General features: G+C 59.9%; 23 protein-coding genes. 7 read left to right on the top strand and 16 right to left on the bottom strand.

Going from position 1 to position 24,514, the window contains the following annotated elements; genetic code table 11:
* Positions 1–88 precede the first annotated feature (88 nt).
* From LRS06_RS00315 to LRS06_RS00280, 8 genes are all read right to left on the bottom strand, one after another.
* Positions 89–604, bottom strand: a complete 516-nt coding sequence (locus LRS06_RS00315; RefSeq protein ID WP_257869632.1) for a hypothetical protein — start codon at positions 602–604, stop codon at positions 89–91.
* A 78-nt stretch (positions 605–682) separates the two neighbouring features.
* The gene (locus LRS06_RS00310; RefSeq protein WP_257869631.1) at positions 683–1,318 is read right to left on the bottom strand and encodes an FKBP-type peptidyl-prolyl cis-trans isomerase; all 636 of its coding nucleotides are present in this window, start codon (positions 1,316–1,318) and stop codon (positions 683–685) included.
* 248 nt (positions 1,319–1,566) lie between these two features.
* Positions 1,567–1,704 carry a hypothetical protein gene (locus LRS06_RS00305; RefSeq protein ID WP_257869630.1) on the bottom strand — a complete coding sequence of 46 codons (138 nt, stop codon included), beginning with the start codon at positions 1,702–1,704 and terminating at the stop codon, positions 1,567–1,569.
* Positions 1,705–1,869: 165 nt separating this feature from the next.
* Positions 1,870–2,994, bottom strand: a complete 1,125-nt coding sequence (locus LRS06_RS00300) for an OmpA family protein (protein WP_257869629.1) — start codon at positions 2,992–2,994, stop codon at positions 1,870–1,872.
* Positions 2,995–3,138: 144 nt separating this feature from the next.
* Positions 3,139–4,935, bottom strand: coding sequence for a penicillin-binding protein 2 (locus LRS06_RS00295; protein WP_257869628.1), 1,797 nt, complete (start codon positions 4,933–4,935; stop codon positions 3,139–3,141).
* A gap of 168 nt (positions 4,936–5,103) precedes the next feature.
* Positions 5,104–5,559, bottom strand: a complete 456-nt coding sequence (locus LRS06_RS00290; RefSeq protein WP_257869627.1) for a DinB family protein — start codon at positions 5,557–5,559, stop codon at positions 5,104–5,106.
* A 158-nt stretch (positions 5,560–5,717) separates the two neighbouring features.
* On the bottom strand, positions 5,718–6,788 hold the full coding sequence (locus tag LRS06_RS00285) for a DUF3667 domain-containing protein (RefSeq protein WP_257869626.1): 1,071 nt from the start codon (positions 6,786–6,788) through the stop codon (positions 5,718–5,720).
* Between the two features lie 89 nt (positions 6,789–6,877).
* The gene (locus tag LRS06_RS00280) at positions 6,878–7,831 is read right to left on the bottom strand and encodes a hypothetical protein (RefSeq protein ID WP_257869625.1); all 954 of its coding nucleotides are present in this window, start codon (positions 7,829–7,831) and stop codon (positions 6,878–6,880) included.
* An 81-nt stretch (positions 7,832–7,912) separates the two neighbouring features.
* Here LRS06_RS00280 and LRS06_RS00275 point away from each other — a divergent pair, with 81 nt between their 5' ends.
* Positions 7,913–8,044: a hypothetical protein gene (locus LRS06_RS00275; RefSeq protein WP_257869624.1), complete on the top strand. Its 132-nt coding sequence runs from the start codon at positions 7,913–7,915 to the stop codon at positions 8,042–8,044.
* Here LRS06_RS00275 and LRS06_RS00270 read toward each other — a convergent pair.
* Positions 8,031–9,032: an NADP-dependent oxidoreductase gene (locus LRS06_RS00270; protein WP_257869623.1), complete on the bottom strand. Its 1,002-nt coding sequence runs from the start codon at positions 9,030–9,032 to the stop codon at positions 8,031–8,033. The two genes, LRS06_RS00275 and LRS06_RS00270, sit on opposite strands and share 14 nt — an antisense overlap.
* Positions 9,033–9,190: 158 nt before the next feature.
* On the opposite strand from LRS06_RS00270, the gene LRS06_RS00265 reads away from it, so the two are divergent.
* On the top strand, positions 9,191–9,787 hold the full coding sequence (locus LRS06_RS00265) for a hypothetical protein (protein ID WP_257869622.1): 597 nt from the start codon (positions 9,191–9,193) through the stop codon (positions 9,785–9,787).
* 211 nt (positions 9,788–9,998) lie between these two features.
* Here LRS06_RS00265 and LRS06_RS00260 read toward each other — a convergent pair whose 3' ends face one another.
* From LRS06_RS00260 to LRS06_RS00230, 7 genes are all read right to left on the bottom strand, one after another.
* Positions 9,999–10,547, bottom strand: coding sequence for a transposase (locus LRS06_RS00260; protein WP_257869621.1), 549 nt, complete (start codon positions 10,545–10,547; stop codon positions 9,999–10,001).
* Between the two features lie 227 nt (positions 10,548–10,774).
* A complete protein-coding gene (locus LRS06_RS00255; RefSeq protein WP_257869620.1) occupies positions 10,775–11,293 on the bottom strand; it encodes a DUF1493 family protein in 519 nt (172 codons plus the stop codon).
* 65 nt (positions 11,294–11,358) lie between these two features.
* Positions 11,359–14,832, bottom strand: a complete 3,474-nt coding sequence (locus tag LRS06_RS00250) for a methylmalonyl-CoA mutase family protein (protein ID WP_257869619.1) — start codon at positions 14,830–14,832, stop codon at positions 11,359–11,361.
* 121 nt (positions 14,833–14,953) lie between these two features.
* Positions 14,954–15,397 carry a hypothetical protein gene (locus LRS06_RS00245; RefSeq protein ID WP_257869618.1) on the bottom strand — a complete coding sequence of 148 codons (444 nt, stop codon included), beginning with the start codon at positions 15,395–15,397 and terminating at the stop codon, positions 14,954–14,956.
* Between the two features lie 612 nt (positions 15,398–16,009).
* The gene (locus LRS06_RS00240; protein WP_257869617.1) at positions 16,010–16,417 is read right to left on the bottom strand and encodes a heme-binding protein; all 408 of its coding nucleotides are present in this window, start codon (positions 16,415–16,417) and stop codon (positions 16,010–16,012) included.
* A 110-nt stretch (positions 16,418–16,527) separates the two neighbouring features.
* On the bottom strand, positions 16,528–16,881 hold the full coding sequence (locus tag LRS06_RS00235) for a hypothetical protein (RefSeq protein WP_257869616.1): 354 nt from the start codon (positions 16,879–16,881) through the stop codon (positions 16,528–16,530).
* A 125-nt stretch (positions 16,882–17,006) separates the two neighbouring features.
* Positions 17,007–17,855 (bottom strand): hypothetical protein, encoded by an 849-nt coding sequence (locus LRS06_RS00230; protein ID WP_257869615.1) that lies wholly within the window; start codon positions 17,853–17,855, stop codon positions 17,007–17,009.
* Positions 17,856–17,987: 132 nt separating this feature from the next.
* On the opposite strand from LRS06_RS00230, the gene lepA reads away from it, so the two are divergent.
* The 5 genes from lepA (at position 17,988) to LRS06_RS00205 (ending at position 24,262) form a co-directional block, all read left to right on the top strand.
* Positions 17,988–19,775 (top strand): translation elongation factor 4, encoded by a 1,788-nt coding sequence (gene lepA / locus LRS06_RS00225; protein ID WP_257869614.1) that lies wholly within the window; start codon positions 17,988–17,990, stop codon positions 19,773–19,775.
* Between the two features lie 106 nt (positions 19,776–19,881).
* Positions 19,882–20,061, top strand: coding sequence for a hypothetical protein (locus LRS06_RS00220; RefSeq protein WP_257869613.1), 180 nt, complete (start codon positions 19,882–19,884; stop codon positions 20,059–20,061).
* A 545-nt stretch (positions 20,062–20,606) separates the two neighbouring features.
* On the top strand, positions 20,607–21,518 hold the full coding sequence (locus LRS06_RS00215; protein WP_257869612.1) for a bifunctional 5,10-methylenetetrahydrofolate dehydrogenase/5,10-methenyltetrahydrofolate cyclohydrolase: 912 nt from the start codon (positions 20,607–20,609) through the stop codon (positions 21,516–21,518).
* Between the two features lie 211 nt (positions 21,519–21,729).
* Positions 21,730–22,311 (top strand): 7-carboxy-7-deazaguanine synthase QueE, encoded by a 582-nt coding sequence (locus LRS06_RS00210; protein WP_257873349.1) that lies wholly within the window; start codon positions 21,730–21,732, stop codon positions 22,309–22,311.
* 16 nt (positions 22,312–22,327) lie between these two features.
* Positions 22,328–24,262 carry an OmpA family protein gene (locus LRS06_RS00205; protein WP_257869611.1) on the top strand — a complete coding sequence of 645 codons (1,935 nt, stop codon included), beginning with the start codon at positions 22,328–22,330 and terminating at the stop codon, positions 24,260–24,262.
* The last annotated feature ends 252 nt before the right edge of the window (positions 24,263–24,514 follow it).

Below are 24,514 nucleotides of genomic sequence, written 5' to 3'. Positions count from 1 at the left end.
GAGAAGTCGGAGCTACGCGAAAAAGCGCCCAAAGGTAGGCAGGGAACCCACAGTGGCGCGTCAGCTTATTCGGAAAGAAAAGGGAAGATTATTCACCCAAATCGGGTAGGGAAGGAAGCGCCGCCAGACGGGCAGCTTCTTCGGCGGCCCAGGCCTCGGCAGCCGCCTGCGCGGCCTCATCGTGGCGGTCCTGGATGCGGCGGTTCAGTTCACCGGTAAGCTGGTACCAGGGCTCGGGCGCACCGGGCAGGGCAAAGTGAGCCGCCTCGCGGCCCAGCCGGTACAGCCGCAGCCGGTTGGTACCCCGCTGGCCCAAAATAAATAGCAGCGCCCCTACTACTAGGCCGATAACGGCGGGCGTAGTACGCAGCCAGAAGTTCAGGTAGCCCAGCGCCACAAACGTAAAGACCAGGCCGCCCAGCAGGTACCACAGCAGCCAGCGCACGGGCTTCAGCTCGGCGCGCTCCAGTTCCAGGAGCCCAAACGTTTGGTTGTGGATGCGCACCCGGTCGTGGCTGAGCGTGAGGCGGCCGTCAGGGCTATGCAGGTCCGGGGCACGGGGCGGCGGGGGGCGAAGCGGGAATTTCCGGCTCGGGCATAGCACGTATAGGCCCCGGTTGGGCAGTGCTGGTCGTTGTCCAGCGTGGCGGAGTGCCGCCTGAGCCAACCGGGGCCGAATACATTAGTTGTTTACTTTCAGCAGCTCTACGTCGAAGATGAGCGCAGAGTCGGGGCCGATGTCGCGGCCGGCGCCGCGCTTGCCGTAGGCCAGATCCGAGGGAATGTACAGGCGCCACTTCGAGCCTTCGGGCATCAGCTGTAAAGCTTCGGTCCAGCCCGCAATTACCTGGTTCACGCCGAACGTAGCCGGCTGCCCACGCTGATACGAGGAGTCGAACACGCGGCCGTTGATGAGCGTGCCGTGGTAGTGCGTGGTCACCTGGGAGCGGGGGCCGGGCTTCTTGCCCGCGCCCTCAGTCAGCACTTCGTACTGCAGGCCGCTGGTCAGGGTGGTGATGCCCGGCTTGTTCTGGTTTTCGGCGAGGAAGGCTTCGCCTTCGGCTTTGTTGTTTTGCATGGCAGTGGGGTCTTGGTGGTCTTCTTCCTCTTCTTCGCCGCCGCCAAACTGGGCCTGCAGCTGCTGCATGGCGGCCTGAATTTGCTCAGGGCTGAGCTGGCTGGGCTGGCCGGCCAGGGCACTCTTCATACTGGCAGCCAGCACGTCGATGTCCAGGTCGAGGCCCTGCTCCGCGAAGTTGCGGGCCATATCGCGCCCGATGATGTAGCTGATTTGCTCTTTCAAGCCGGTCAGGTCCATAGAATCAATGGTTTGGTGACACGTGGCCGCCTGCGGTTTGCCGGCCGGCCGTGCCCCGATGAACAGAATACAAACGGCAAGCTCCGCGTGAGCTTCCTGGCGGTGAAGTACCGAAAACCGGTCGGAATAGATACGGTTTTTTCGGGCGTCAGGGGTAAGTAGCTGAAAGTGAAGCCGGGTTTGTTTGCCCCCGAACGCAACAAACCCCGCCCGAAGGCGAGGTTTGCGGTATTCAACCGAAAAAGTGCTTAGCAGAAGTGAAGCTCTTCCTCGTCGCGCAGGTCAAAAAACAGGTTCAGGTCGCGCACATGGGCGGCCAGCAGGCTCAGCGACCCAAGGCCCCCCAGCAGCAACAGCGAAGAAACGGCAGCAGTGCTCTTTTTCATGGTAAATAAGGTAGGATGAAGCAAATCAGTTTGTTGACTGCAAAGATACTACGCAATGTTTGAAAATATGTTATGCAAGCATACTTAATTTCGGGGTCGTACTGATAAATAAATCCTGATTAATGCAAAACCCAATACGGGCAGGAACAGCCCACTTCCGGCAGGCTATGGAACCTGCTCTACCTCCACCCGGCGGTTGCGGGCATCGGGGGAAGCATAGAGCGGGCGGGTGTCGCCGTAGCCGATGGTGCTGAGGCGCTCGGCCGCTACGCCGGCACTTATGAGGTAGCTTTTCACCGCTTCGGCCCGCTGCTCTGAGAGCAGCTGGTTTTTCTGCGGCTCGCCCACGCGGTCGGTGTGGCCCGCAATGCGCAGCCGCAACGTCGGGCGGGCTTTCAGCTCCGAGGCCAGGGCGTTGAGGGCCGGTAGCCCTTCGGGCAGCAGCTCGGCCGTGCCCAGGCGAAACAACACGGTGGGTAGCACCACGGGCGTCGGAGAAAGCACCTGGGGCAGGGGTATCTGGGCCGCGGTGCGGGCGGTATCGAGCGGCGGCAGAATGGAGGTACGTCTGGCCGTATCCAGCGGCGGCAGGGCGGGGGTGGGCCGGGCAGCTACGGGCGGAGTGGGCCGGGGCGCGGGCGGGCTGCCCGCCACCTGAACCGTAATGGGCACTACGGCGCTTTCCCGGCTGGGGTAATAGCCTTGGGTGAGGTAGTACGTGGTGGTTTTGCTGAGCCGGGTGCGGTACGTATTGCCCGTCGCCACGGGTTTCTGCAGCTCGGGGTCCGCATACCAGCGCACACTGCGGCCTGATACTCGGATAGTGGTTTCGACCCCGGCCGCGACTTTCGCCGCCGATTTCAGCTTAACCCGGTACAGGGTAAAGACGCCCACGTCGCAGTCACCGACGGGGCGGTAGGTGGCCTGACCGGTGAGCTTTTCCTGGGCCGGGTCGTAGGAGAAGGTGATGGCGCCGTCGCACCAGTAAGTGAAAGGCGTGCTGCCGGTTTCATCGAGCTTGCGCACGTGCTTCAGCAGAAACCCTTTGGCCGTGGGCGTGCCCTGAATCTGAAAAGTGACAGACGTGCCCGCCTGCCCGCCCACTTCCTGGTAGAGAATGCCGAACAAGCCGTTGCCGCTGCTTTTCTGGAGCCGCAACACTGTCGGCCATACCTGTTGGCCTTCACCGGTATCGGTTTCCACGCCCTGCCATATTCCCGCCAACGACTGCGCTTGCACGGCTCCCGCCAGCAGCAGCGCCACGATAGTAAGCCAAATGCTGCGTTTCATAGGGCGAAAATACACGGGGCCGGTGGTATTTGTAAAGCCAAGACCAGTAACACCCAAAGATGAATGCAGGGCGAACTGTATAGGATGCGTCTCTGCGCCGGTAGCTTCGTGCCGGGGTGCCAGCTAGACCTTTTGCACTATAGACTAATCCTGCCGCGCCCGGTTCATAATGCGCTTTTCCCAGCGTTTGCGCTTGGGTGCGATGTAGCCGCGCAGGTGCTTTTCCATGACCAGCACAGCGCAGGGTGCGGCGGCGGTGGCCCCGAAGCCGGCATTTTCGAGGTACACGGCCACAGCTATTTTGGGGTGGTCGGCGGGGGCAAACCCAACGAAGGCCGCGTGGTCGTCGCCCTCGTCGTTTTCCACGGTGCCGGTTTTGCCCGCTACCGTGATGCCTACGTCGGCGAGACTGGAGGCATCGGCGGTGCCACCGCGCTGCATCACGGCTATCATACCAGGAATGAGGGCAGCGAAGTTGGTGCTGTCGATGAGCGTACGGTGCTTTCTGGTGAAGCGAGCCAGCGGGCCGCCCGCTCCGATGCCGCGCACCAGGTGGGGCGGGTAGTACCAGCCTCGGTTGGCAATGATGGCGGCCATGTTGGCCATCTGCAGGCCCGTGAGGTTGATTTCGCCTTGCCCGATGCTAAGCGAGTAGATGGAGCGGTAGGTCCAGGCGCGGGTACGGCGGGCTTTGTCGTAGTAGGCGGGGGTGGGCAGAAAGCCGGGCGCCTCGCGGGGCACATCCACGCCCAGCACCGAATCGAGGCCGAAGGAGCGGGCGTAGCGGCGCCACTGGGCCAGGTTGAGGTGGCGGGCCGCTACGGTATCCTGCACCAGCGAGTCGGGCACGTGGTTGATGACGTTCTGCAGCACCTGGTAGAAGTAGGGGTTGCAGCTGTACTTGAGGCCGGCGGTGAGGCTGCTGGCTTTGGGGTGGTCGTGCACGCAGCTCACCAACGACTGGTCGCAGCGGAAGCCGGTGCCAGGGCGAATAGCGCCCAGCTGCAGGGCAATGGCGGCATTCACCAGCTTGAAAACCGAGCCGGGCGGGTTGGCCAGCATGGCGGGGCGGTTCAGCAAAGGCATGTCCTCGTGCTCCAGCAACTCGGCCCGTACCCCGGCCTGGTCGGGGGAGGTGATGGTGGCGGCCGGGTACACCGGGGCCGACACGTAAGCCAGGATTTCGCCCGTGCGTGGGTCGAGGGCCACGAGGTAGCCGCGGCGGCCCCCGAGCAGCTTTTCGGCGTAGGCCTGCAGCTTCACATCGAGGGTGAGGTGCAGGTCCTGGCCCTGCTGGAACAAGGTGTCTTTGGCCCAGCTGCCGTGCTGGCGGCCCTGCTTATCTACTAAGGGATGCAGGTAGCCGCGGTGGCCGTTGAGCAGGCCGTTGTAATACGTTTCCAGTCCCCCGTTGCGCAGGCGGTAGAAGCGGCCGCGACTGGTGCGCCGGGCCTGGCGCAGGAAGGGCTGGGCCTCGGCGTAGGTATAGCCCAGTACCGGGGCGCCCGCCGGGGTGGTATACACGCGCTGGCGGCGCTGACTTAGCGTGAGCATGGGCCAGGCGGCGCTGTCCTGGCGCACCCGGGCCACCTCGGCAGCAGTGAGGCGGAGCTGCACCCCATTGCTGGGGCGGGCCCCGGTATAGGGCAGGGCCTCCCGTATACGGCGGCGCACGGTGGTGGAGTCCCAGCCTAGCAGCAAACCCAGCTTCAGCGTATCGAGCGGGGGGCGGCGCGGCAGCTGCAGCAGAAACTGCAGGCGGGTGGCTACCAGCACGGAGTCGTTCCGGTCGAGGAGGCGGGCCCGCTGAGGCTCCTGGGGCAGCACCACGCGTCGGGCCGTATAGCGCACGCGCACGTCCTGGTCTTGAGTGGATACTTCGGCTGACTGGTCGGGGGAGGAGCACGCCGCTAGCCCTACTAGCAGAGCCAATAGCCGCATTCTACCCCAAGTGAAAGCCGTACGCATGGGGTAAAGCTAGGCAATTGCGGGAAGTAGGAGCTGGACTTTTCGATGAAGCCAGGTGGCAGCCACTCCAACAAAGCGGGTGCGGCTCTCAGTTTTGCGACGGAACGCCCCCTGCGCGGGGTGTTGGCGGAGACGGCCGGGCTACGGCGCGGTGAGGTCGAGCAGGCGGCGGTGGTAGTTGATCTGGCCCAGATGATAGGCAAGGTGCGTGGTCAGATGAACCAGCAGGTATTCGGTGGAGGTCTTCTGCTCGAACACCAGCAGGGGATACTCCTGGGTTAGCACCTCAGGGCTTAGCGTGCGCAACGATGCATCCACGATGTCGCGCGTTTCGGCCACCTTCTCCAGCAGCTCCTGACGAGGTACGTTCTTAAGGGAGAATTCCAGCTCCCGGTGCCGGGTGTACGCCACGCCGCCCAATTCGGCCCCGATATAGGTTCGTAGGTTGCCGACGAGGTGCAGGCTGAGGTTTCCGGCCGAGTTGGCAATACCCTTTTCGACGTGCCAGATGGTTTCTTCGTCCCGGTACTGGGTGAGTTCCTGTAGTACCCGGTTCAGGTCGCGACGGAAAAGCAGGCGGAGGGTATCGGGTAGCATGCAGTCAGGAAAGGCTGGAGTGAAGCAATGAAATAACAAGCCGGATAGAATTGGCAGATGCGAACCGGGCCACTTCCCGCGAGAGAGGTGGCCCGGTTCGCATGTTCAGCGGCAGCGTTGCTGGTAACCGGGGGGCTGTTACAGCCCCGTCAGCCGCGCTACACCAGCACCATGCTCAACCCCAGCGCGCCCACCAGCCCGGCGCCAATAATAAGGGTGTAGAGGCCGAGCAGGAAAACGAATTTGACCGCCGTTTTCAGCCAGTTCTGCTGGTAGGTTCGGTGCAGGGCCAGGGCCAGGTACAGGGCTAGCAGGGGCAGCACCACCAGCACAATCTCGGAAGGCAAGTGCGCAAACAAGCTGAGCGCCATGGTCAGTGAAAAGAGCAGGAAGGCAAAGCAGTGCACGTGAATGGCAAACATCAGGTGAGCCAGGTAGTACTGCTTCCGCCGTACGTACAGCAGCTTCAGCAGGAGGGCAAACACGGGCATGAGCACGAACATCATCAGGGAAATGCCGCGTACAAACTGATGGGAAATATCCTGCTCCGACGACTGCATAATCTGCCGGCCCTGCCGCGCCGCAAAACGTGCCCAGGCCGAAGGTTCCTGGCCGTGGCGGCGGAGCAGGGCGTCCAGCTGGGCCGACGAATACTCCGGTAGCTCCCGCCACTCCTGCGGGGTGTAGAGCACGCCGTTCCACCGGCGGTAGTCCAGGGTGTCGCTGTTCACATCCGTATTCACAATACCGTTGAGCACCGACACGTGCTGACTGTTGCGCAGCACCCGCTTCACCTGGGCCGAATCGGCGGTGGACAGCTTGCCTGCCAGGCGGATAGAGTCGGCCCGGAACTGGATGCTGGCCTGCCGGATCCGTTGGCCCATGGTGCGCGCTTCGCCGTGCTCCGGGGCGTGCATGGCCACCGAGAGCAGCAGGAAAAACACGAAGCTAATGAACACATACAGCCGCACGGGCGGCACGTAGGCCACGCGCTTGCCTTCCCAGAAATGCCGCGTGAGGGCGCCCGGCTTAAACAGCAGCTGCCGCAGGGTGCGAAATACCTTGCCGTCGAAGTGGAAAAGACCTTCGAGCACTTCCTCGGCTACGTGCCCGAAGGAGAGGTCGAGCGGATGGTTTTGCTGGCCGCAGTCGGGGCAGTAGTTTTCGGCGGCCTTGAAATCGTGGCCGCAATTGGCGCAGGAGGGTAGCTTATGGGCGGAGTGCGCCATTGCAGAGAGAGAGGTAAGGAAGTCGGTGCGGTAGGGCGGCGCAAAGTAAGCATCCGTCCACCGGTTTCAAGCCGTGCGCAAAGACTGGGCTACTCCTCGGTATCAGCCGGTGCTTTGGGGCCGCCCCCGAACATGAGTGCCATGGCTTGCACGCCAATCTGCATAGCGTCTTTGGCATAATCGAGAACGGGCGCCGTGGTAGCTACTTTCAGCTCCTGGTCGGTGACGGGCCGGACCTGCACCGTGGCAAACTCATACCGCAGCTGCTGCTTGCGCTCCTTATCGAAGTACACCACCAGCCGGGTGATGCCGTGGGCCTGGTTGACGTACACCGGGTGGGCAAAATTCAGGCTCTGCGGAATCTGGGGGGAAGTCCACACATCCAGGGCTACGGGCTTGCTCGCCAACTGACCGGGACCATCCGGCTTGGCTCCTTCGGCGCCGGGCTTGAGCGTGTACGTTGTTTTCTGGCTGGGGTAGCCCGCTACCAGCACCGTCTCGGGGGTGGTGCGTAGGGTGTAGTCCACATCCGTCACGACAATGCTCTGCCAGGTTTTTTCCACTGAGGCGGCATCGTAGGTGTAGTTTACGTTCTGGGGCGTCGACTGCGAAGCCATCCGCAGCAAGCCTTTGTTGGTGGCGAGGTTGAAATAGTTTTCGAGATGGTAGGTGAGAGCATCGGTGGTGGCGCGGGCTTCCTTGCCCCGGCAGTAGATGGTGCCCTTGCGCGGCAGCAGCATGGCTCCAATGGTCATAGCCGGGCTGAGGTTGGCCGCCGCGGCTAGCAGCTGCTGTTGCTCCGCCGCCGTGAGGCGCCCGGCCAGCTGCTGCAGCTGCGCCTGGATGTTGCCCTTGGCCGGATCTACTTGGCTGAGCAGCTTATCATACGGGTTGCCGGGCAACGATACCCGGGTGGTAATAACGCCCTGGGTGAAAGCAGGCACCGGGTCGGAGGGAGCAGTAGGTTCGGAGCTGTAGCCCGCGGCCGCCAGCAGCACCGTGAACGGAAGAAGAGACCAGGCAAACGAGCGAGTAAGGCGCATAGGGGAGATGATAGGTTCTGATACCCCAAAACTATAGATAAAATCAAGGTATAATCCCCTAGCCTGTGTCTCCTTCCGGTTATGTGTCTCCTTCTGGTTAGCGGTGTCTGGCGCGACTCGGGCGGCAAGGCCCGCAATGACCTGCTCTTCGCTCTCATGGATGAGATGCGCCAGCCTGATGCCGACATAGGCGGACTATTCAGCTCAGCGTAATCACCACTTTGCCCTTGGCTCGGCCGGTTTCCAGGTAGTCCAGCGCCTCTTTAGTAGCTTCAAACGGGAATGTGCGGTCTACCACCGGGCGCATGATGCTGGCGTCCAGCAGCGCACCAAGCTCGCGCAGCTGCGCGCCGCTGGGGTGCATAAGAAAGAAGGAATAGCTGGCCTGGTGCTTTTTGGCGAGCCGACGGACGCGGAAGCTGAGCACCCCCATCACCTGCTGCAACAGCCAGTTCATGCCCTGGTCTTTGGCAAACTGTGGGTCGGGCGGCCCGGCCACGGACACGACTTTGCCGCCGGCTTTCAACACCTGGAAAGACTTATCCAGGGCTTCCCCGCCCAGCGTGTCGAGCACGAGGTCGTAGCCCTCCAGCACATTTTCAAATGCCTCCTTTTTGTAGTCGATAACCCGGTCGGCGCCCAGCTGCTGTACCCACTCCACGTTGGCGGTGCTCGTGGTGGTAGCCACGAAAGCCCCCCAGTGCTTCGCCAGCTGAATGGCTACCGTGCCTACGCCGCCCGAGCCGGCGTGAATGAGCACCCGTTGCCCGGGTTGCAGCTGGCCCACGTCGCGCAGTGTTTGCCAGGCCGTGAGGGCCACCAGCGGCAGGGACGCAGCCTCTTCCATAGTGTGGCTGGCAGGTTTGGGGGCCACGGCGGCCTCTTTTACGGCCACGTATTCGGCAAAAGCGCCCATGCGGTCTGTGTCGACGCGGGCGTATACCTCGTCGCCGGGCTTAAACTGCGTCACCTTCGCCCCAACCCGCGTCACTACGCCGGCCACGTCGTTGCCCAGAATGTGGGGGAAGCGCAGCGGCAGCACTTGTTTGAGCTGCCCGTCCCGAATTTTGAAATCCACCGGATTGACGCTGGCTGCTTTGACCTGAATCAGCACATCCTCCGCGTTGACGAGCGGCTCCGGCATGTCGGCCGCCTGTATCTCCTGGTTGTTGCCGTAACGCGTTAGTACAAATGCCTTCATGGGGTAGGTAGCTAAGGTGATGCCCGGCTGGCGGACGCCGGATGACGCTCCCCAAGGTAGGAGAAAAGCCTTAGCTCCCAGCCTATAGGCCCGCGCTCCAGCGTCCCGCCGCCGTTGCCGAAACGTATAGGGGCGCGTAGCAGAACCCGGCCCTGGCCGTGAGCGAATCCGCCGCCGCCCAGGCCACTGAAGTTACCACCCGCTACGCCCAGGTGGCCGGGGCGCGGGGCGGCACCGCCAAGCGCACCCAAAACCTGACGGACGCCGCCAAAAAGGCAAAAAATGAGTTGCTGGAGCTGCTGCCGGCTCTGCTGGGCCCGCTCAGCCGCATTGCCACCCGCCTGCCCGACAACGACCTGCTGGCCTCGGCCACGCTCAGCAGCAAGCAGCTGCGCAAGCTCCGCCCCCTGGCCTTTGCGGGGGTAGTGAAGGCCATCCTCGACAGCGCCGCCCGCGCCGACGTAGCGCCCCTGCTTTCCAAGCAGGGCCTCACTGCCACGGCCCTCAAGCCCCTGCGCGACGCCCTCACGGCCTTCCAGCAAGCCCAGCCCGCCACCCGCCACACCATCAACGAGCGGGTAGTAGCCGGGGCCGCCCTCGAAGACCTGCTCGCCGCCCTCATGGACGAAGTGCGCCAGCTCGATGCCGACATGAAAGCCTTCAAGCTGCTCAACCGCCCGCTGTACGAAGGCTATGCGCAAGCCCGCAAGCTGGTGACGACGGGTGGGAAAGGCGGCAGTGAAGAGTTGAAGTAGATTGGAAAACTGGCGCGAGTATAGGCGCAGCCGTAACTCGTGACCAGCCATGAGGTAGAGGTTGTACCTCCACTGCCGCGCCAGCGGCAAACCGGAACCGCGCCGCCTGGAGTAATCCGGGCGGCGCGGTTGTCTTTCTTGCGAGTGAGTACATCCTCCCAGCATGAACTGGCACAAGTTACAGCGGCACCTAAACTCGCGCCAGTACATACTACTCTATCAATAGAATATCAATCATGCCGGGCTGGCCGGCATAGTCGCGGGCACTGCTATACAGAAAATCTTCGGGCACATCCACGAAGCCAGCTACCACCGGGTTGCGGTGCAGGTAGTCAAGGCGCTGGCGGCGTAGTTCGTTGGAGTGCAGTTCTATCGGGTGGCTGTCCTGTTGCCAGAACTGGTAGTGCTCGTTGTGGGCATTGCGCTGTCCGGCCCGCTCAAATAGCCACAGCATCCACTCCCGCCGGCTTTCCTGACCATTTTCCTCAATAGCCTTGAGGATAGATTTGGACGTGTGACGCTTCAAATCGCGCAGAGTAGCCGAGAGGTTGGCGGTTTCACTGCTGATAATGAGGTGGGCGTGGTTGGTCATCAGGCACCAGGCGTAAATCTCCAGCCCTTTGTGCTGTTGGCAATAGCGCAGGCTATCCACGAAAATATCGTTGTATACCCGCCGCGTGAAAACGTCTATCCAATTGACGGTAGCAAAGCTGACAAAATACAGCTGCTGCGAATCCCGGATCTTATATTTCTCGCTCATAGCTTCAAGATGCACGACTGGCGCGAGTTTAGCGCAGCGTAACTCGTGACCAGCCATGCCGGGAGGCTGTGCCTCCCCGGTAGAACGACAACGCCGCTTGGATGAGCCTAGGCGGCGCGGTTCGGATGTGCCGCGTTGCGGCAATGGAGGTACAACCTCCACATCAAGGCAGGTCACGAGTTACGGCTGCGCCTAAACTCGCGCCAGTTTGGGGCAGCTGCTTTGAGCTATACCAGCACGAAACGTACCCGCTCCCGCTTCACGAAGCGCCCGGCGGCAGCGGAAGCTACGAAGTCACCGATGGTTAGAATGTCACAGAGAGGCCTGGGCTTAGATGTCGGTGCAGACGTCGAGGCGAAAGGGTTACCGATGGGTTCTTTGATGAACCGGGTAGCCGCTTTAGGGTTGAAAGGCCAGTAGACAGTTCCAACCAGGAACTTAGTGGACCAGGCTACTGCATAAACAATTATAAAGAATAAGAAAAAGAGAGAGAAGAGAGGATTAGAATCACTATCCAGCTCCGGGCTAATCATACCAGTAAAATCAAATTTTGAAAGGTCGACTGAATACTGCTTGGAGAACTCAAGCAGTAGTTCTTCGGTGTCGAGCCCGGCACTGCCCATGTCTTCCTCTATGCCGGTGCGCAAGCCATATTCAGCTTCGCCGCCTAACCGATCCTCAACGAAGGCAGGCACCTGCTCTGCGGCCCGGCGTAAATCGGCGAAACGAACTTCAATGGTTTCCATAAGAAATATGAAAGGGTGCTACCTCAGCAAGGTAACACCCTTTCATATTCAACCAAATAGATTGTCTACATATTCCGGCGGTACTGCCCCCCAACCTCGAACAACGCATTCGTAATCTGCCCCAGGGAGCAGAACTTCACCGTTTCCATCAGCTCGGCGAAGAGGTTGCCGTTGGCAATGGCGACTTGCTGGAGCTGCTTGAGGCGGCTGGCGGTCTGGTCGGCGTTGCGGGTGTGCAGGATGTTGAGCATCTCAATCTGGTACTGCTTTTCCTCGTCGGTGGCGCGGATAACCTCGGCGGGCACCACCGTGGGTGAGCCTTTGGAGGAGAGGAAGGTATTCACGCCGATGATGGGATACTCGCCCGTGTGCTTGAGCATCTCGTAGTGCATGCTTTCCTCCTGAATCTTGCCGCGCTGGTACATGGTTTCCATGGCGCCCAGCACGCCGCCGCGCTCGGTGATACGGTCAAACTCCAGCAATACCGCCTCTTCCACCAGGTCGGTGAGCTCCTCGATGATAAAGGAGCCTTGCAGTGGGTTCTCATTTTTGGCCAGCCCCAGCTCCCGGTTGATGATGAGCTGAATGGCCATGGCCCGGCGCACCGATTCCTCGGTGGGGGTGGTAATGGCCTCATCGTAGGCGTTGGTGTGCAGGGAGTTGCAGTTGTCGTAGATGGCGTAGAGGGCCTGCAACGTGGTGCGGATATCGTTGAAGTCGATTTCCTGGGCGTGCAGGCTCCGGCCGCTGGTCTGGATGTGGTACTTGAGCATCTGGCTCCGGGAGTCGGCGCCGTACTTAAGCTTCATGGCCTTGGCCCAGATGCGGCGCGCCACCCGGCCGATAACGGCGTACTCGGGGTCGATGCCGTTGGAGAAGAAGAAGGAGAGGTTGGGCGCGAAGTCGTTCACGCTCATGCCCCGGCTCACGTAGTACTCCACGAAGGTGAAGCCGTTGGAGAGCGTGAGGGCCAGCTGGGTGAGGGGGTTAGCTCCTGCTTCGGCAATGTGGTAGCCGGAAATCGACACCGAGTAGAAGTTGCGGACCTTCTCCTTGATAAAGTACTCCTGCACATCGCCCATGAGGCGCAGGGCGAATTCGGTGGAGAAGATGCAGGTGTTCTGGGCCTGGTCTTCCTTAAGAATATCGGCCTGCACGGTGCCGCGCACCTGGCTGAGCGTGCGGGTTTTGATGGTTTCGTACACGTCGGCGGGCAGCACCTGGTCGCCGGTGACGCCGAGCAGCATCAAACCCAGGCCGTCGTTGCCCTGGGGCAGCTCGCCCTGGTAACGGGGGCGGTTGAGACCCTTATCGGCGTAGATCTGGTTGATCTTAGCTTCGACTTCAGCTTCCAGGCCGTTCTCCTTTATATACAGCTCACACTGCTGGTCGATGGCGGCGTTCATGAAGAAGGCGGCCAGAGTAGCAGCGGGGCCGTTGATGGTCATCGACACCGAGGTGCTGGGGTTGGCCAGGTTGAAGCCCGAGTAGAGCTTCTTGGCGTCGTCGAGGCAGCAGATGCTCACCCCAGCGTTGCCGATCTTGCCGTAGATGTCGGGGCGGTGGTCAGGGTCTTCGCCGTAGAGCGTCACCGAGTCGAAGGCCGTGCTCAGGCGTTTGGCGGGCAGGCCCATGCTCACGTAGTGGAAGCGGCGGTTGGTGCGCTCGGGGCCGCCTTCGCCGGCAAACATGCGGGTCGGGTCTTCGCCCTCGCGCTTGAACGGGAACACGCCGGCGGTGTAGGGAAACTCACCGGGCACGTTTTCCTGGAGCTGCCAGCGCAGCAAGTCACCCCAGGCGGTGTAGCGCGGCAGGCTGACTTTGGGAATCTGCTGGTTACTCAGGCTGGTGGTGTGGGTCTGGATGCGGATTTCCTTGTCGCGCACCTTGAACACGAACTCCGGAGCCTTGTAGGCAGCTACTTTTTGCGGCCAGGTTTCCAGGAGTTTCCAGTTCTGCCCGTCCAGCCGGAGTTTGACCTCCTCGAAGGTCCTCTCCAGGCCGGCCACGAGACTTCCGGATTCGGATTGGTGGCCGCTGTGCCCGCTGCCAGGTCCTGCAGCGGCGTTTCCGACACTTTGGACGGCTCCGATGGCTTGCTTGATTCCATAAAGCTGCTGAGCAACGTCAGCTTGTTTTTGAACCCACTGGTCATATTGGCGGTTGGTTTCGGCTATTTCGGAAAGGTAACGGGTGCGGTGGGGCGGAATGATGTAAATCTTCTCCGAGTTTTCCTGGCTGGTTTCGAGCTGGGATGCGAAGGGCACGCCGGTTTTGGCTTCCACCGTGGCCAGCACGGCGCGGTAGAGGCGGTTCATGCCGGGGTCGTTGAACTGCGAGGCAATGGTGCCGAACACGGGCATGGAGTCCAGGGGCTGGTCCCAGTGGCCGTGGTTGCGCTGGTACTGCTTGCGCACGTCGCGCAGGGCGTCGAGGGCGCCGCGCTTGTCGAACTTGTTGAGGGCAATGACGTCGGCGAAGTCGAGCATGTCGATTTTCTCCAGCTGGGTGGCCGCCCCGTACTCGGGCGTCATCACGTAGAGGCTGGCGTCGGAGTGCTCGATGATTTCGGTGTCGGACTGGCCGATGCCGGAGGTTTCGAGGATGATCAGGTCGAACTCGGCGGCGCGGACCACGTCGACGGCGTCCTGCACGTACTTGCTCAACGCCAGGTTGCTCTGACGGGTAGCCAGGCTGCGCATGTACACGCGGGGGCTGTTGATGGAGTTCATCCGGATCCGGTCGCCCAGGAGGGCCCCGCCCGTCTTCCGCTTGCTGGGGTCGACGGAGATGATGGCAATGGTCTTCTCGGGAAAGTCCATCAGGAAGCGGCGCACCAGCTCATCCACCAGGCTCGACTTGCCGGCGCCGCCGGTGCCGGTGATGCCTAGGATGGGGGTTTTAGTGGCCGAGGTAGCGGGAGAGTCGAGGCGCTGGTCGTTGCCGCCTTCGGCCTGCTGGAAGTCGGAAATCAGCTGGTCTTTTACGCGGGCGAATTCGTCGGGGAAGTTTTCGGCGGCGGAGATGAGGCGGCCGATGCTGCGGGCGTCTTTTTCTTTGACGTGGTTGACCTCGCCGTTCAGGTTCTGGCCCGTGGGGAAGTCGCAGCGCTGGAGCAAGTCGTTGATCATGCCCTGCAGGCCCATGGCGCGGCCGGCGTCGGGCGAGTAGATCTGCTCGATGCCGTAGGAGTGCAGGTCTTCGATTTCGGTGGGCAGAATCACGCCGCCGCCGCCGCCGAAGAGGCGGATGTGGCCCGCCCCGCGCTCCTTGAGCAGGTCGAACATGTACTTGAAGTACTCGTTGTGGCCGCCCTGGTAGGAGGTAATGGCAATGGCCTGGGCATCTTCCTGGATGGCGCAGTCCACAATTTCCTGCACCGAGCGGTTGTGGCCCAGGTGGATGACCTCGGCGCCGCTGCTCTGGATGATGCGGCGCATGATGTTGATGGCCGCGTCGTGACCGTCGAACAAAGCGGCGGCCGTTACGATGCGAATGTGGTTTTTCGGCTTATAGGGAGCTGCGGGAGCTACTGACATAGCGCGGGGGAATGGGGTGGAATTTGGGTAGGCGAAGGTACGAAAAAGCCCCGGCGCGGTAGGGCGTGGGGCGGATTGTTGTGAGGGTAGGCGTAGATACTCAAGTTACTGCGGAGAGTCGCTACTCCTTAGGAAAAGACGCAGGTGGTACAAAGGTGGCCAGCACTAGGCTGTCACCGATTCCTCCCTGCTTTATTTGAATCTGTACCTGCCCGTTCTGGTCTATGCTGCGGTTAAACCCAATTTCAGAGTCACTGACATTAGGGAAATTATACACACGTACTCTGTCATTCCAAAACCAGCCATCACGAACGTAGTACACTTCCAACCAGTTGTACCCGTCTAGAAACCCCTCGCCGTGATTTGTGGTCACGGCTTCCAGATAAGTTTGGTCGTGAATAGAAACGACGGTGGAATGCGAACCAAGATCGTTAGACGCTTTTATAAGCCCCACAATAAACAGTACTACAAGCAGTACTACTAACCCAAATGCCCCAACGGCAACTGCGCCAGCATACCATAGGCAGCCGCGTTTGGCAGGGGTGGGAACTAATGATGATTTCATAGCGGTGGAAGCGTTTTGAAGCAAAGCGACAAGTTACACGTTGAAAGTAGCAGTAAATGCTAACGTTATGTCATTGACTGCTGCCGGGGTGGCAAAGGCTGGTGGCCGGGTAGCAATGCGTTATGAACGAGTCACATAGCCCGCTGTCTTGGTGACATTGCGCCTTGACGGGGGTGACAATGTGTGCTGACCTGCTCACAATGGCATCTGACCGCTTCACAATAGGCGTTAACCTGTACAATGCCTTCCGACCCCTGCTCACAATGGCTGCTAACCGCTTCACAACAGCTGCTATCTGGTTGACAAGGGGCGTTCCAGTCCGGCGGCTGCAAGCCGTCGGGCCGGTTTCTGCGTGCCGTTGTTGTTTCGTCATCGGGCGGGTGTCAGCTACCTTCAACCGGCCCGACGGGCTACGCCCGCCGGACCGGAGCTGTTTCGGCGTCATTTACCACAGTTCCGTCAACCGCAGCCGAAACCCCGGCCAGCCGCCTTTAACAACTCAGCAGCCACATCTCACCGAAAAGCTAACGGCTGATGGCATGGATCATTTTTAACGGTGGCTGGCCGGGGTGGTAGTAGTCAGCGCGGATATTGAAAGCTTAGCCCGGAGTACTATTCGTTTGCCAGGGCCTGCACGCCTGCCTGAGCTACGGCGTGGTCGTCTTCCACAGTGCTGCCCGACACGCCAATGGCACCGAAAATCTGCCCTTCCTTGTTTTTGAGCGGGATGCCGCCGGGGAAGGTGATAAGGCCACCATTGGAATGCTCGATGTTATAGAGCGAGCCACCGGGCTGCGAGGCCTGCCCCAGGTCGCCGGTGGGCATATCGAAGAAGCGGGCAGTTTTGGCCTTTTTGATGGAAATATCGAGGGAACCGAGCCAGGCGTCGTCCATACGGATAAAGGCTACGAGGTTGGCACCGGAGTCCACCACGGCTATGTTCATTTTAACGCCCATTTCCAGCGCTTTTTCGTGCGCGGCCTGTACTGCCTGCTGTGCTTGTTTGAGGGTAATGCCCATGGTAGTTCGGTGTTGGTCAAGGAAAGTGTCTGAACAACAACGGTATTCCGCCCGTCATGTTCGAGCAATCAGCATTTCAGGCACTATAAAGCCGGCCTACCTGCTTAACGCTACTTCGCGGCCTGCTTTTCCAGGGTCTGGAGCAGCTCGTCGGCGGCTGTCTCAATTTCGTGGTAGCCCTGCTGAGCGGCGCGCTCTTTGGCCGCAATAAGCCCGTCGCGGTGCACGGTTTTGAAGTCGCCGAAGGGGAATTTATAGCGGCCTTTGGCGTCCTCGCCCATATCTGTGTCGATGCCCAGGTGCCAGTTGGCATACTCCGCCATTTCATGCTGATCGAGGAACTTGTTTTCGGCGCCGGCGTCCGGGTTGTGCTCGCCCCAGTGTCCGGAATCGTTCTTGAATTTGCCGTCGGCAATGAGCTGTTGGGCAAGCTTCACCGCCTGGGGGTTCAGGTGGAGGCTCATAGGAAGGGAGGTTGAGTGAGAGGATAAGCCAGCCGCCGGTGGTTGGCCTCGCTACGGTTTACGCAGGAGTCGGCTAGGGCGTTGATGCCCGGCTGGCTTGTTGGCAGCTGCCAACAAGCCACAGATTAGTGCCAGTTGATGCCGGTGCTGAATACCAGCCGCCAGAGCAGGGCCAGCAGCAGCGTAAGCACCACGAAGCCCGAGGCAATAGCCGTTTTCTGGGGGTCCGGCACGGTTTCCTCAAACAGCTCCTTGCTACTGGCAACGCTGAGCGGCAACACGAGCAGACCCATCGTGAGAAACAATAGGCCCTCGTGACGCGTCAGGTCGGGTAACTTCAGCAAAGCCAGAAAGGCGCTGCCCCCCAGCCAGGGCACCACCAGACCGGTAAAAATCAGCTGCCCCCGGTTCTGGTAGAGCATCATGGTGCGCGAGTCGTGGCTTTGCAGAAAGGCCACCGCCGAGAAGTAGCCCACCAGCACGGCTATCAGGCCACCTACTACGGCCAGCACGATGGGCAGCGTCTGGCCCCCCGAAATAAACAGCCAGCGCGGCACGTACCAGAAGCCTTTGTGGGTAAAGCAGCCGGCAATGAGCCCGCCCACCACCAGGTTGAAAGTGTGGAGAGCCAGCCAGAAGTACAGCAGCTTGAGGCGGCCCTTGCGGCCCCGACCCCGAAACCAGAACAGCACCCCAAACCCTACGGCCAGCAGCAGGCACAGCAGCGGACCTGCCCCGTACACCGCAATAACGGCAATGCGCCACCACTGCTGGTTGGAAATCAGAAACTGAATGTGGCTCACGTGCACCGTGAGTGGAATACCCAGCCGGTGAGCCATGGCCGCCGTAGCCAGCTGGTGTACCCCGTAAGCCAGCAGGTAGGCCAGCACGTAGAGAGCAGTGGAGTTGAGGGCCGTAATGGTGGCTTTGCTGGACTCCAGGCGGGAAACAGGACGGGTAAGCTCGACATTCATAGCAGGAAAAAAGCAGTTCGCAGCCCAAGATACTGAATGCCCCGCAGGCGGCCATATGCACCGGCCAACTCGGGTAAACTAGCTTTTCCGGGCCGTTTTGCGTACCTTCGCAGCTAGAAAAAACTGCCTCTAGTGAAGAACATCCGCAATTTCTGCATCATCGCCCACATCGACCACGGCAAAAGTACGCTGGCCGACCGCCTGCTGGAATTTACCAGTACTGTGGCCAAGCGCGATATGCAAGCCCAGCTGCTTGACAACATGGACCTGGAGCGGGAGCGGGGCATCACCATCAAGAGCCACGCCATCCAGATGCAGTATCAGTACAAGGGCGAGCAGTACACGCTCAACCTGATTGATACGCCCGGTCACGTCGATTTCAGCTACGAAGTATCCCGCTCCATTGCTGCCTGCGAAGGGGCCCTGCTGATTGTGGACTCCTCGCAGGGGATTGAGGCGCAGACAATTTCCAACCTGTACCTGGCCATCGGCTCTGACCTTACCATCATTCCGGTTCTCAACAAAATTGACCTGCCCCACTCCATGCCGGAGGAAGTGTCGGACGAAATTGTGGATCTGATTGGCTGCGACCGGGACGAAATCATTCCGGCCTCGGGCAAGGCCGGTATTGGCATTGAAGCTATTCTGAACGCCATCTGTGAGCGGATTCCGGCCCCGAAAGGCGACCCGGAAGCTCCGCTGCAGGCCCTGATCTTCGACTCGGTTTTCAACTCCTACCGGGGTATCGAAGTCCTGTTCCGCATCAAGAACGGCACCATGCGCAAGGGCGACAAGCTCCGCTTCATGGCTACCGGCAAGGAATACGGCGCCGACGAAATCGGTATTCTGGGCCTCAACCAGGAGCCCCGCCAGGAAGTAGCCGCCGGCAACGTAGGCTACCTGATTTCCGGCATCAAGGAAGCCCGCGAAGTAAAGGTCGGCGACACCATCACGCACGTAGCGCGCCCCACGGCCGAGGCCATTCAGGGCTTTGAGGACGTGAAACCCATGGTATTTGCCGGCATTTACCCCGTGGATACCACCGAATACGAAGAGCTGCGCTCCTGCATGGAAAAGCTGCAGCTCAACGACGCCTCCCTGGTGTGGGAGCCCGAAACCTCAGTGGCCCTGGGCTTCGGGTTCCGCTGCGGGTTCCTGGGCATGCTCCACATGGAGATTGTGCAGGAGCGCCTGGAGCGTGAGTTCAACATGACGGTGATTACCACCGTGCCCTCGGTACAGTTTCATGCTACCGGCACCAAGGACCAGCTGCTGACCATCAACGCGCCCTCCGAAATGCCGGAGCCGAACATGATCAAGCTCATCGAAGAGCCTTTCATCAAGGCCCAGATCATCACGGCGGCCGATTATGTGGGGGCCATTATCACCCTGTGCATGGAAAAGCGCGGCATCATCAAGGGTCAGAGCTACCTGACGAGCGAGCGGGTGGAGCTGACATTTGAGCTGCCGCTGTCGGAAATCGTGTTCGACTTCTTCGACAAGCTCAAAACCATTTCGCGCGGCTATGCTTCCCTCGACTACGAGCTGATCGGCTTCCGCGAGTCGGACATGGTGAAGCTGGACGTGATGCTGAACGGGGAGAAAGTGGACGCGCTGTCGGCCATTGTGCACCGCAGCAAAAGCTACGACTGGGGCCGCCGCCTCTGCGAAAAGCTGCGCGAGCTGCTGCCCCGCCAGCAGTTCGAAATTGCCATTCAGGCCAGCATCGGGCAGAAAATCATTGCCCGCGAAACGGTGAAGGCTCTGCGCAAAAACGTTATTGCCAAGTGCTACGGCGGTGACATCAGCCGCAAGCGCAAGCTGCTCGAAAAGCAGAAAGAAGGCAAGAAGCGGATGCGCCAGGTAGGGTCCGTTGAGATTCCGCAGGAGGCCTTCCTGGCCGTGCTGAAAATTGACTAAGTAAGTGAAACGCGTCCCGCCGGGGCGCGTTTTTTTGTGTTGTAACCTTCATTTTCACCTCATACACTTCCCCTGACACGGCGAGGTATGATTACTGCCTCACCCCATGTCGAACAACCTCACGAGTAACTGTACCAGCGAAGAACAGCTGGAAAAAATCCGCCGCGGCCAGGAGCGCAAGTTCCGCTGGCGCGACGATTGGCCCGTAATGGAAAAAAACATCCTCGATGCCGGCCGCGAAGCCATTGCCGCCCACGAAAGCAAAGCCAAGGCGGAGCAGGAGTAACCTAAAGGCATAGTATGGCTGTCCTTTTCCCAGAAAAGTCTGCGAAAACTATTTCTTCCGCTGAATTTCTTCCCATCACTAAGCAAATGGTGGGAATGCAAGTTTGGGCTACATGGATGAAGTCATACCAGTTGTATATAGGCCGAAAGCATCTTATCAAGCTAAACAGCTTAGCAGCGGAAATCAACAGTGAGGTAGTTAGAGAGCAAGAAGTGCCTGATATTGACTTGTGGCTAGGCAGCCATTGGAAAATAGTTAAGCAAGGAAAGCTGATAAGTAAATGTGATGAAAAGTCATTCGATGGATGGTTTGCATGGCTTTACACACCTAATATCTTCTCGCTGAGTAATACTCAGATTTTAGATGTTTCTCTTGATAAAGATGGGACTTTAACTCTTGACTTCACAGATGGACAGCAGCTTATTACCTGTGGCGACTGGCTAGTTATTTTTCCACTAGAGCAAACTACCTACTCTTCGATGCCGGACGGGCGAATAGACGTGAGCCGGTATACAGACCCCGACATTTCATCATACCTCACAACCATGACCACAGCCCCCGACGCCCCCACCTACCGCCTTATCGACGGCAAGCAGACCGCCGAGGCCATTAAAGAAGAAATTGCCGCCGAAGTAGCCCAGCGCCGCGCCGCTGGTCAGAAAGTGCCCCACCTGGCCGCCGTGCTGGTGGGCCACGATGGCGGCTCCGAAACCTACGTGCGCAACAAGGTGCTGGCCTGCGAGCGGGTCGGCTTCGAAAGCACCCTGCTCCGCTACGAAGACACCATGACGGAAGCCGAGCTGCTGGCCAAAGTAGCGGAGCTGAACGAAGACGACAACATCGACGGCTTCATCGTGCAGCTGCCCTTGCCACGCCACATTTCCTCCGAAAAGGTGATTGAGGCCATCCGCCCCGAAAAGGACGTGGACGGTTTTCACCCCATGAACATCGGCCGGATGGTGGCCGGGCTGCCCGCGCTGCTGCCCGCAACGCCCTCGGGCATTGTGGAACTGCTGCGCCGCTATAAGCTGCCTACCGATGGCAAGCACTGCGTGGTTATCGGCCGAAGCAACATCGTGGGTACGCCGGTTAGCATCCTGCTGGCTAAGAACTTGGAGCCCGGCAACTGCACGGTTACTTTATGCCACTCGCGCACCCAGAACCTGGCCGAAATTACCCGCACGGCCGATATCCTGGTGGCTGCCCTGGGCCGCCCGGAGTTCGTGACGGCCGATATGGTGAAGCCCGGCGCCGTGGTTATTGACGTGGGTACTACCCGGGTGGAAGATGCCAGCCGGAAAGCCGGTTGGGCGCTGAAGGGCGACGTGAAGTTCGATGAAGTAGCTCCGCTCACTTCCTACATCACGCCCGTGCCCGGCGGCGTGGGCCCTATGACCATTGCCATGCTACTGCTCAATACCTTGCGGGCAGCCAAAGGCGAGGTATACGCCCGGTAGAATCCTATTTTTCCGGTATCTTTAGCTTTCATTTGCCGCCGGATTCTGTTACTTTTCAGGTCGGACGTCCGGGACGGAACTATGCTGCGAGGTAGCTGGTTCCGCCCCGGAAACCGGCCTTTTTGATTTTGCTTGCGCTTTGACTGACTTGCTGACTTCTCTGCCCGTCCTTTCCTCCCTCACGCCGGATACCACGGCGGCCCTGCCGCTGATGGAACAGTTTTATACTATTCAGGGTGAGGGGTATAACGCCGGGCGCGCGGCCTATTTTCTGCGTCTGGGTGGATGCGACGTAGGCTGCGTGTGGTGCGACGTAAAGGAATCTTGGGATGCCGGCCAGCACCCGCGCGTGTTCCTGGCCGATATGGTGCAGGCCGCCACCGCGCATCCTGGCCGCAACGTGGTCATCACCGGGGGCGAGCCGCTGATGTACGATCTTACAGGCCTCACCAAGGCTCTGAAAGAAGCAGGCTGCCAAACCTGGCTGGAAACCTCGGGCGCCTATCCGCTCACGGGTGTCTGGGACTGGGTGTGCGTGTCGCCCAAGAAGTTCAAGGCGCCGCGGCCCGACGTGGTAGCACAGGCGCACGAACTGAAGGTAGTGGTGTTCAACAAGAGCGACTTTGCCTGGGCCGAACAGCACGCCGCTTTGGCCGGGCCGCACACGCGCCTTTATCTGCAGCCGGAGTGGAGCAAAGCCGCCGCAATTACCCCCCTGCTCATCGACTACGTGAAGGAGCACCCGCAGTGGCAGGTGTCCCTACAAACGCATAAGTACCTCGATATTCCTTAAGCTCCCACCACCGTGTATGTGTCGTTTCTTCGTTGTTGCCTTATTCGCGCTGGCCTTGCTGGCCGGGCCGCCGCTATACGCACAGCAAAAGCTGTCGACCAACAATACCAAGGCGCGTAACCTGTTTGAGAAAGCCCAGAGCCAGGCCAAAAACCGGGAGTTCGACAAGGCTATTGAAACGCTGCAGGTGCTGAACGCGAAGTTTCCTTCGCTGGGCGAGCCGTACCTGGTAAAAGGCTCCCTGCTGAAAGCTACCGGCAACACCCGCGCAGCCTACGAAGCGTACGAGCGGGGCCTGAAGCTGCTGCCTTTCGACCCGGCCCGGTTTCTGGACTATTTTACGCTGGGAGAACTGGCTATGAGCTTCGGCGAATACCCGGTGGCAGGGGAAAGCTACAGCCGCTTCCTGAAATCGGCCCCCAAAGGCCAACGTAGCATTCCCAAGGCGCATCAGCAATTACTAAACTGTGAGTTTGCGGTGCAGGCCGTAGCGGCGCCTACCGGCCCGGCCCCCCAGCGCGTGGCCGAGCCCCTCAATACGTTCCGCTACCAGTACTTCCCTTCCATCACCGCCGATAACCGCTTCCTGCTGTATACGGCCCGGCCTACGGCCCAGAGCGACGAAGACCTGTACCTAAGCCGGCAAAACAAGGATGGCACTCTGGGTACACCGCAACCCATTTCGGCCGCTATCAACACGCAGCTGAATGAAGGCGCCGGCTCGATTTCCGGCGACGGCAAAACCCTGGTGTTTGCGTCCTGCGACCGGCCCGGCTCGGTAGGCAACTGCGACCTGTACATTTCGCGGCGCACCGGCAACAACTGGAGTAAGCCCCGCAACCTGGGCAAGCTGGTCAACTCCGTTGCCTGGGATTCGCAGCCGTCGTTGTCGGCCGATGGCCGTACGCTGTACTTCACCTCCGACCGGCGCGGCGGGCAGGGCCTGGAAGATATTTACGTGACGACGCTGCAGGAAGACGGTACCTGGAGCCCTGCTCACAACCTGGGCACACCCGTCAATACCGCCGGCAAGGATATGGCGCCCTTCATCCATGCCAGCGGCACCACGCTGTACTACGTCACGGATGGGCTGGTAGGTATGGGCGGGCTCGACGTGTATAAGTGTAATCTGACCGGAACTGCTTGGTCGCTGCCCGAAAACCTGGGCTACCCACTCAACACCCACGAAAACGAAGCCTCGCTCTTTATCGCCTCCGATAACAGCCGGGGCTACTGCTCGCGCACCCGCCCCAACGAGCCCGGCGTTATGGAGCGGGACCGGCCGGTGGAGCTGTTTTCGTTCGACGTTCCCAAGGCCGTTCGGTCACGCGAAACCAGCACCTACACCCAAGGCCGCGTGTTCGACGCCACTACCAAAAAGCCGCTGAAAGCTGATGTGCAGCTCTATGATCTGCAAACCAACGAGCTGGTTCAGTACGTGACGTCTGACCCCCTGGATGGCGACTATACCGTGGTGCTCAACGAAGGCCGGCAGTATGCCATGTACGCTTCAGCCGATGGCTATCTGCTTAAAAGCATGAGCTTCGACTACACCGACAAACACGCCTTCGACCCGCTCACGCTGGACTTGTATCTGGATCCGCTGCGCGCCGGCCGCACGATGGTGCTTAACAACCTGTTTTTCGAAACCAACGAGTACAAGCTTAAGCCTACCTCGCGCACGGAGCTTAACCGGCTGATTGCTTTCATGCGCCAGTACAAGGATGTGCAGGTGGAAATAGCCGGCCATACCGATGATATCGGGGCTGATAACGACAACGAAAAACTTTCCCTGAACCGGGCCCGCTCCGTGTACGACTATCTGGCAGGGAACGGCATTTCCGCAAACCGGCTGCGGTTCAGAGGCTACGGCGAAACCAAGCCGCTGGTACCAAATGACACAGACAGCAACCGGCAGCAAAATCGTCGGATTGAGTTTCGGATTCTGTAAGCTACTTGCACTTTGAAAGGCTGAGCAGCCCTGTTCTTCACCGAGCAGGGCTTTTTTTATGTTTTGAAGGCCCTGAGTTTACTTATAGTTGAAGTTTTTCATAAGCCAATTAATGAGCTGATAATCTATATTATAGTTATTTGGTCTAAAAGCTTTAAATTAGAATAGTAATAATTTTTATTTTTTAAATCAAAACTTCCTGTATCTTTGCTAGCAAGGGGCCAGGTTCTATTTTCCTTAGAAGCCAGACGC

It is taken from the genome of Hymenobacter sp. J193 (genome assembly GCF_024700075.1).
Classification (GTDB): Bacteria; Bacteroidota; Bacteroidia; order Cytophagales; family Hymenobacteraceae; genus Hymenobacter.
Note: the sequence above shows the minus strand (reverse complement) of the source record. Positions and strands in the feature narration are given on the sequence as shown.

Bases quoted from the DNA above. Each gene is read 5' to 3' on its own strand.
- LRS06_RS00310 (WP_257869631.1), bottom strand. From the start codon at position 1,318: ATGGACCTGACCGGCTTGAAAGAGCAAATCAGCTACATCATCGGGCGC.
- LRS06_RS00305 (WP_257869630.1), bottom strand. From the start codon at position 1,704: ATGAAAAAGAGCACTGCTGCCGTTTCTTCGCTGTTGCTGCTGGGGGGC.
- LRS06_RS00300 (WP_257869629.1), bottom strand. From the start codon at position 2,994: ATGAAACGCAGCATTTGGCTTACTATCGTGGCGCTGCTGCTGGCGGGA.
- LRS06_RS00295 (WP_257869628.1), bottom strand. From the start codon at position 4,935: ATGCGGCTATTGGCTCTGCTAGTAGGGCTAGCGGCGTGCTCCTCCCCC.
- LRS06_RS00290 (WP_257869627.1), bottom strand. From the start codon at position 5,559: ATGCTACCCGATACCCTCCGCCTGCTTTTCCGTCGCGACCTGAACCGG.
- LRS06_RS00285 (WP_257869626.1), bottom strand. From the start codon at position 6,788: ATGGCGCACTCCGCCCATAAGCTACCCTCCTGCGCCAATTGCGGCCAC.
- LRS06_RS00280 (WP_257869625.1), bottom strand. From the start codon at position 7,831: ATGCGCCTTACTCGCTCGTTTGCCTGGTCTCTTCTTCCGTTCACGGTG.
- LRS06_RS00275 (WP_257869624.1), top strand. From the start codon at position 7,913: ATGTGTCTCCTTCTGGTTAGCGGTGTCTGGCGCGACTCGGGCGGCAAG.
- LRS06_RS00270 (WP_257869623.1), bottom strand. From the start codon at position 9,032: ATGAAGGCATTTGTACTAACGCGTTACGGCAACAACCAGGAGATACAG.
- LRS06_RS00260 (WP_257869621.1), bottom strand. From the start codon at position 10,547: ATGAGCGAGAAATATAAGATCCGGGATTCGCAGCAGCTGTATTTTGTC.
- LRS06_RS00255 (WP_257869620.1), bottom strand. From the start codon at position 11,293: ATGGAAACCATTGAAGTTCGTTTCGCCGATTTACGCCGGGCCGCAGAG.
- LRS06_RS00250 (WP_257869619.1), bottom strand. From the start codon at position 14,832: ATGTCAGTAGCTCCCGCAGCTCCCTATAAGCCGAAAAACCACATTCGC.
- LRS06_RS00245 (WP_257869618.1), bottom strand. From the start codon at position 15,397: ATGAAATCATCATTAGTTCCCACCCCTGCCAAACGCGGCTGCCTATGG.
- LRS06_RS00240 (WP_257869617.1), bottom strand. From the start codon at position 16,417: ATGGGCATTACCCTCAAACAAGCACAGCAGGCAGTACAGGCCGCGCAC.
- LRS06_RS00235 (WP_257869616.1), bottom strand. From the start codon at position 16,881: ATGAGCCTCCACCTGAACCCCCAGGCGGTGAAGCTTGCCCAACAGCTC.
- LRS06_RS00230 (WP_257869615.1), bottom strand. From the start codon at position 17,855: ATGAATGTCGAGCTTACCCGTCCTGTTTCCCGCCTGGAGTCCAGCAAA.
- LRS06_RS00220 (WP_257869613.1), top strand. From the start codon at position 19,882: ATGTCGAACAACCTCACGAGTAACTGTACCAGCGAAGAACAGCTGGAA.
- LRS06_RS00215 (WP_257869612.1), top strand. From the start codon at position 20,607: ATGACCACAGCCCCCGACGCCCCCACCTACCGCCTTATCGACGGCAAG.
- LRS06_RS00210 (WP_257873349.1), top strand. From the start codon at position 21,730: ATGGAACAGTTTTATACTATTCAGGGTGAGGGGTATAACGCCGGGCGC.
- LRS06_RS00205 (WP_257869611.1), top strand. From the start codon at position 22,328: ATGTGTCGTTTCTTCGTTGTTGCCTTATTCGCGCTGGCCTTGCTGGCC.